Raw genomic sequence first — 6,014 nt, 5'->3', positions numbered from 1 at the left:
TGGCCGCCTCTCGCGCCAGGAGCTGGTGCGACGCCCTCCAGACCTCGCCCATGCCGCCCTGGCCGAGGCGCTCGATCAGCTTGTAGCTGCCCAGCTCGCGCGCGCGAGACACCTCCGCGCCCAGCGTGACCATAATGCGGGCGCTCGCGTATGCGAGAAGGACGCAGGTGAGGTAGGGGAGGATGTGGGTGAGGAAGAACGTCTCCGGAGTGAAAATGTGAAAGAGCCCGGCGTGATGTAGCGAGTACGCCATGACCACGGCAGGCGCGGACGCCGAGGCGAGCAGCGCGAAGAGCGCCCTCACGGGCTGTGCCGGAACGACGATCGAGTAGAGGATCATCCAGATCGCGACCCACGATGGGGAGAGCGCGAAGAAGACGATCGGTGTGCTCGCGAACCGCTCGGCCCCGAGGTACATCGAGAGCGCGATGCCGTAGCTGCCGAGGACCTCGAACACGAGGCCGACGTTCATTTTCACCTGCCACGGCACGCGCGGGCTGGACGCGAGCGCCGCGACCACGATGCCGATCAGGATCGACGCCACGCCGGGGAGCCAGTCGAACAGCGCCTGGTATTCCTGCGAAAGCTTCCCCGCCACGATGGAGGGGGCGAACTCCGACAGGAAGAACGCCAGCGAGTAGAGGAGCGCGATATTTCGCAGCCGCCGGGGAAGTTGCTCTTGGAGGTGCGGCGGCAGGGTCCGGTCGGGACTTAATTTCGACGGCCGATCGCCCCGGCCGCCGGGAAGGAAAAGCGTCTCGCCACTTCGCTTAGGTGTCATCGGGGCCAATCTACCCCAAGTGGCGCAAAACTTGTAAGACCTCCGGCCCGTATTTCTCGACCTTGCTCGAGCCGATGCCGTAGCAGAGATGGAGTTCCTCCAGGTTGGACGGATTGAGTGTGGCAATGTCGTCCAGCGTGCGGTCGGAGGCGACGACAAAGGCGGGTACGGAGTCCGCGCGGGCGCGCTCCAGCCGCCAGCGACGGAGCGCGTCGAAACGGGTAGCGTAGCCGGCGGGTTTGTCCGCCCCCGCGGCGGCGAGGGCACCGGGGAGCCCGGCGGCGCCGCGCCGCTGCCGGCGCGTCGCGGGTCGACTACCGGGGGCTTTCGCCGGCGGCAGCACCAACCGCGCTGCCCGCTTCCCCTCTAGCACCGCCGCTCCCTGGGCGGTCAGCATCAGCAGCGGATACTCGCCGTCGGTGAAATCGACCCACCCCGCTGTGACGCAGCGCTGTAGCACCAGGCTCAGCCACTCCTCCGGGTACTTCGCCAGCGCCCCGAACTCCCGACGCCCGGCCAGCCCGTATCGCGCCAGCCGGTCGTCCTTCTCCCCGCGAAGAAACTTCACCGTCACCTTGAAGCCCAGCCGCCGATCCACCAGCCGCACCGCCGAGAGCATCGCCATCGCGATTTCCTCGCCGCGCGCCGCCGATCCGGCATCGCCTAAGTCGCCCTCCGCCAGCTCCAGGCAGACATCGCACCGTCCGCAGCCGTGCAGCGTCTCCACCTCATCGCCGAAGTAGCGAAGGATGGCGTCGTGCCGGCAGGTGCCGCCCTCGGCCCAGCGGAGGAGATCGCGGAACATCGACCAGCGGTGCTCCACCCACTCGGCCGACGCGCCCTTGTCGTGGGCGCTCCGCTCGATCAGCGATTTTCGCCGCGGGATGTCCGCCAGGCGAAGGAGGAGCAGCCCAAACGCGTCGAGACCGTCGCGCCCCGCGCGCCCCACTTCCTGGTAGTACGCCTCGACGGAGTCGGGCGGCGAGAGATGAATCACGGCGCGCACATCGGCGCGGTCGATCCCCATGCCGAATGCGTTCGTGGCGGTCACGACGTTCAGGGCGCCCGACATGAAGCGGCGTTGCACTTCGGAGCGGTGCTCGCCCGAGAGGCCCGCGTGGTACCAGCCGGCGGCCCAACCCGCCGTGCGGAGCCTTCTGGCCTGTGCCTCGGCGTCAGCGCGGCTTAAGCAGTAGATGATGACGGCGCCTGGCTTGTTGTCGCGAGCGCCGTGGCCGCCGAGTGCCTCCGCCAGCGCCTGGTCAATGCCCGCGTGAAGCTCATCCGCCGACGCCACGTTGCCAACGCGCAGCGAGAGATTCGGGCGCGCGAAGCCGCGGAGGATCTGCGGCGTGTCCGGGCCGAGCCTTAGCTGCGTGACGATGTCGTCGCGCACCGCCGGCGTGGCCGTGGCTGTGCAGGCAAGGACCATTGCGGCGGGAAACCGACTCAGGAAGTCGCCGATCTCGAGGTACTCGCGCCGGAAATCGTGCCCCCAGTGGCTGATGCAGTGCGCCTCGTCGACCGCGATGAGGGGTGGATCGAGATCCCGGGCCATTTCCTGGAACCCCGGGTACTGGAGCCGCTCCGGCGCTACGTAGACCAGGCGGTACTCGCCCGCGCGGATGCCGCGAAGGCGCGCGCGGGTCTCCTCCTCGGAGAGCGTGCTCGCGAGGTAGGTCGCGGGCACGCCGCGGTCGGTGAGAGCGGCGACCTGGTCCTGCATCAGCGCGATGAGGGGAGAGATGACGAGCGACGTCCGCTCGAGCATCGTGGCCGGAAGCTGGTAGATGAGGCTCTTCCCACCGCCAGTCGGAGCGACAAGCAGGAGGCGACGATGTTCGAAGAGGGCTTCCAGGGCCTCCAGCTGCCCCGGGCGAAATGAGGCGTAGCCGAGAGCGTGGAGGGGGGACGTAAAATCGAGAGCGGTTGTGCTCGGCATCACTGCGGGTGGTGATGGGCGCGCCGCAGACGGGTTAGCTCGCCGCCCGGAAGGCGCGCCCCGCTCCCCGGGGAAGTGCAATCGTGACAAACAGCTTCTCTGGGTACAGATAGTCCTCGCCAGACTCGTCAACGACCCGAAGGAGCCCGTGCTTCATCGCCTTTGGATCCGGCTTCATGCGGTAGATCCGTCGCACAACCAAGGATGCCCTGTATCCACGATTCGAAATGCAAATGACGTACTGAGTCCCGTTCTCCCGCTTTGCCATGGTCACTCGCTCAAGATACGTTTGATTTTGAATTCCTTCCGCCCAATCCCCGATGCCTCATACCAGTGTACTTCGGCGAGGATGGTCCCGTATCCCGTCTTAACTCGAGCGATCCCCTTACGCTTCCGCCAGCGGCCGGGGCCGTAGACGCGCTCCAATCGCGCTCGCTCCCGAATCGCCCGCCCCACCGCGATGGTCTCCACGCGACTGATCGCGCCGATGATCTCAATCGACACGCTCTACCCCCACGGCTATCTATGAGCAGGATGACCCAATGGCTCGCCTACTTCTTGAACCGCGCCGCTTCCTCCGAGCCCCCGGTCGCGTTTCCGGCGCTGTAGGAATGCGCCCCCGCTCCGGCTAGCTCGCCCTCGGAAACGATCAGGTATTCCTCGCGGATCGGGCGCCCCTCGAACCAGCATTCCAGAATCTCGCGCACGCCCGCCGCGTAGCGGGCCTGGGCCGACAAGCTCGTGCCGGACACGTGCGGCGTCATCCCGTGGTGCGGCATCGACCGCCAGGGGTGATCCTTCGGCGCAGGCTGCGGGAACCAGACGTCGCCGGCGTACCCGGCGAGCTGCCCGCTCTTCAACGCCCTCGCGATCGCGTCGCGGTCGCAGATCTTCCCTCGCGCGGTATTCACCAGATAGGCGCCGCGCTTCATCTGGGCGATGAGCGCGTCGTTGAAGAGATGCTCGGTCTCCGGATGGAGCGGGGTGTTGATCGTGACCACGTCGCAGACCTTCACCAGCGTGTCGGCGTTCGGATGGAAGGTCAATCCCAGCTCCTGCTCGACGCTTGTCGGCAGCCGATGCCGATCGGTGTAGTGGAGCTTCACGTCGAACGGCTTGAGCCGGCGCAGTACCGCCGAGCCGATGCGCCCGGCGCCCACGGTGCCCACCACCATTCCTTCCAGATCGTAGGAGCGGGCGACGCAGTCCGCGATATTCCAGCCGCCGTCGACGACCACCTGATACGACGGGATGTAATTGCGCACGAGCGCCAGGATCATCATGACCACGTGCTCCGACACGCTGATGCTGTTGCAGTAGGTGACCTCGGCGACGGTGATCCCCCGCTCGATGGCCGCCTGCAGATCGACGTGATCCGACCCGATGCCCGCGGTGATCGCGAGCTTCAGCTTCGGCGCGTTGGCGAAGCGCTCCGCGGTCAGGTACGCGGGCCAGAACGGCTGGGAGATGACGATCTCCGCGTCGGGCAGCTCGCGCTCGAAGGCGGATTTCGGTCCGTCCTTGTCGGCGGTGACGACCAGCTTGTGGCCCTGCGACTCCACAAACTTGCGCAGCCCGAGCTCGCCGGAGACGCTCCCGAGGAGCTGGCCCGGCTTGAAATCGATTCGCTTCGGGGTGGGGACGGTCTGGCCGCCGGGGTAGCCGTCGATCTTCGGGATATCGGCGAGAGCATAGGATGTCGGATACCCTCCGACCGGGTCGTCGTACAGGACACAGAGCACCTTGGCCATTTGGGTCACTCCTCACGCGCGAGACATTCGCTGACTTGGACTGCGGCTCCGCAATTCTACTCGCTTTTTGACCGAGAGACCTTGGTCTTGGCCCCCAGCCGGGCCAGGGATCTCAGTATCATGTGGGTGAAGTGCTGGTGAGACTTTTCACGGCATAGGGATGTGCCAGGACACAAACAAGACTGGAGGGACTCATGAAATCCCGGCTCAATTACGGCAAGGTGGCTCCCGGCGTTTACGATTCCATGGACGCGCTGGATCAGTACGTCTCGAAGTGCGGGTTGGAGGTTCCATTGCTCGACCTGGTTCGGCTTCGCGCCTCACAGATCAACGGCTGTGCCTATTGCCTCGACATGCACTGGAAGGATCTGCGTGCGCGCGGGGAGAGCGAGCAGCGCCTCTACTCGCTCGATGCCTGGCGCGAGTGCCCCTACTACACGGAGCGTGAGCGCGCGGCGCTCGCGTGGACCGAAGCGGTGACGCTGATCACGGATGGACACGTGCCCGACTCGCTGTACGAGGAGGTCCGAGCGCGATTCAGCGAGAAGGAACTGTGCGATCTGACGCTCGCGCTGGCGGCCATCAACGCATGGAATCGACTTTCGATCTCGGCCCGCCTCGTTCCGGGCGCCTATGTAACCAATGAGGTCTCAGCTCGAGAAGGCGCAGACATTCCGGGCGCTCCACGAGCGGCGGCACGCGTTCATCGTTCCGAATCCGGGCGACGCGGGGACGGCACGCATCCTCGCTGATCTGGGCTTCGAGGCCCTGGCGACGACGAGCGCCGGGATTGCGCTCCTGGCCGGGGAACGGGATCACGCGATCGGGCGGGACAGGATGATGGCCCTCGTAGGCGCGATCGCCTCCGCCACCGACCTCCCCGTCACCGGAGATCTTGAGAACGGCTATGGCGACGATCCGGCGGAGGTGGCCGAGACCATCCGCCGCGCCGCCGAGGTGGGACTCGTGGGATGCTCCATCGAAGACGCCACCACGCGCGCGGGCGACCCGGTCTATGAGCAGAAGCGAGCGGCGGAGCGCATTGCCGCGGCCGCGCCCGTTTCCTTTCACTCTTACCGCCCGGGCGGACAACTATCTGGTCGGTCGGGCGAATCTCGCGGACACCATCGCACGCCTCCAGGCATATCAGGAAGCGGGCGCCGACGTTCTCTTCGCGCCCGGGCTCACCAAGAAAGACGACATCGCGAGCGTGGTCAAATCCGTGGACCGACCCTTGAATGTCCTGGTGATGCCGCAGAGTGGGTTGTCCCTCTCCGAGCTCTCGAGCATCGGGGTGAAACGCGTCAGCGTGGGCAGTGCGTTGTGTCACATCGCGTTAGGCGCGATTCTGGGCGCGGCGCAGGAGATGCAAGAGGGCGGGACCTTTTCGTTCCTCGGGGGGTCCGGCTCCCGCCGAACGTCAATCCAGTAGACATCGGGGTAGGGCTCGGTCAGCCTTATGTTCCGAATTTTGGCGTCGGGGAGATTTAGTCCGATCCGCCGGGCCTTGGGCCGCGTCCAAACGTGGACCAACCCAAGT

At 66.2% G+C, this 6,014-nt stretch carries 6 protein-coding genes and 1 pseudogene; 2 read left to right on the top strand and 5 right to left on the bottom strand.

What is annotated here, in order from left to right; genetic code table 11:
• The 5 genes from E6K79_11920 to E6K79_11900 form a co-directional block, all read right to left on the bottom strand.
• The coding region (locus E6K79_11920; GenBank protein TMQ62752.1) for a hypothetical protein at positions 1–781 on the bottom strand (781 nt) is incomplete at its 3' end.
• A gap of 10 nt (positions 782–791) precedes the next feature.
• Entirely contained in the window at positions 792–2,723 is a 1,932-nt protein-coding gene (locus tag E6K79_11915; GenBank protein ID TMQ62751.1) for an ATP-dependent DNA helicase RecQ, read from the bottom strand.
• 34 nt (positions 2,724–2,757) lie between these two features.
• Positions 2,758–2,991 carry a hypothetical protein gene (locus E6K79_11910; protein ID TMQ62756.1) on the bottom strand — a complete coding sequence of 78 codons (234 nt, stop codon included), beginning with the start codon at positions 2,989–2,991 and terminating at the stop codon, positions 2,758–2,760.
• A gap of 2 nt (positions 2,992–2,993) precedes the next feature.
• Positions 2,994–3,227 (bottom strand): hypothetical protein, encoded by a 234-nt coding sequence (locus tag E6K79_11905; protein TMQ62750.1) that lies wholly within the window; start codon positions 3,225–3,227, stop codon positions 2,994–2,996.
• Positions 3,228–3,274: 47 nt separating this feature from the next.
• Positions 3,275–4,474, bottom strand: coding sequence for an NAD-dependent formate dehydrogenase (locus E6K79_11900; GenBank protein TMQ62749.1), 1,200 nt, complete (start codon positions 4,472–4,474; stop codon positions 3,275–3,277).
• A gap of 194 nt (positions 4,475–4,668) precedes the next feature.
• Here E6K79_11900 and E6K79_11895 point away from each other — a divergent pair, with 194 nt between their 5' ends.
• Complete coding sequence (locus E6K79_11895; GenBank protein ID TMQ62748.1) at positions 4,669–5,226, top strand: carboxymuconolactone decarboxylase family protein; 558 nt, start codon at positions 4,669–4,671, stop codon at positions 5,224–5,226.
• Positions 5,117–5,906: pseudogene (locus E6K79_11890) on the top strand (isocitrate lyase/phosphoenolpyruvate mutase family protein). The gene E6K79_11895 and the pseudogene E6K79_11890 overlap by 110 nt, the downstream one beginning before the upstream one ends.
• Positions 5,907–6,014: the final 108 nt, after the last annotated feature.

It is taken from the genome of Candidatus Eisenbacteria bacterium (assembly GCA_005893305.1).
Lineage (GTDB): Bacteria > Eisenbacteria > RBG-16-71-46 > SZUA-252 > SZUA-252 > WS-9.
This window is presented reverse-complemented; position numbering and strand designations above follow the sequence as displayed.

Bases quoted from the DNA above. Each gene is read 5' to 3' on its own strand.
- E6K79_11915 (TMQ62751.1), bottom strand. From the start codon at position 2,723: ATGCCGAGCACAACCGCTCTCGATTTTACGTCCCCCCTCCACGCTCTC.
- E6K79_11910 (TMQ62756.1), bottom strand. From the start codon at position 2,991: ATGGCAAAGCGGGAGAACGGGACTCAGTACGTCATTTGCATTTCGAAT.
- E6K79_11900 (TMQ62749.1), bottom strand. From the start codon at position 4,474: ATGGCCAAGGTGCTCTGTGTCCTGTACGACGACCCGGTCGGAGGGTAT.
- E6K79_11895 (TMQ62748.1), top strand. From the start codon at position 4,669: ATGAAATCCCGGCTCAATTACGGCAAGGTGGCTCCCGGCGTTTACGAT.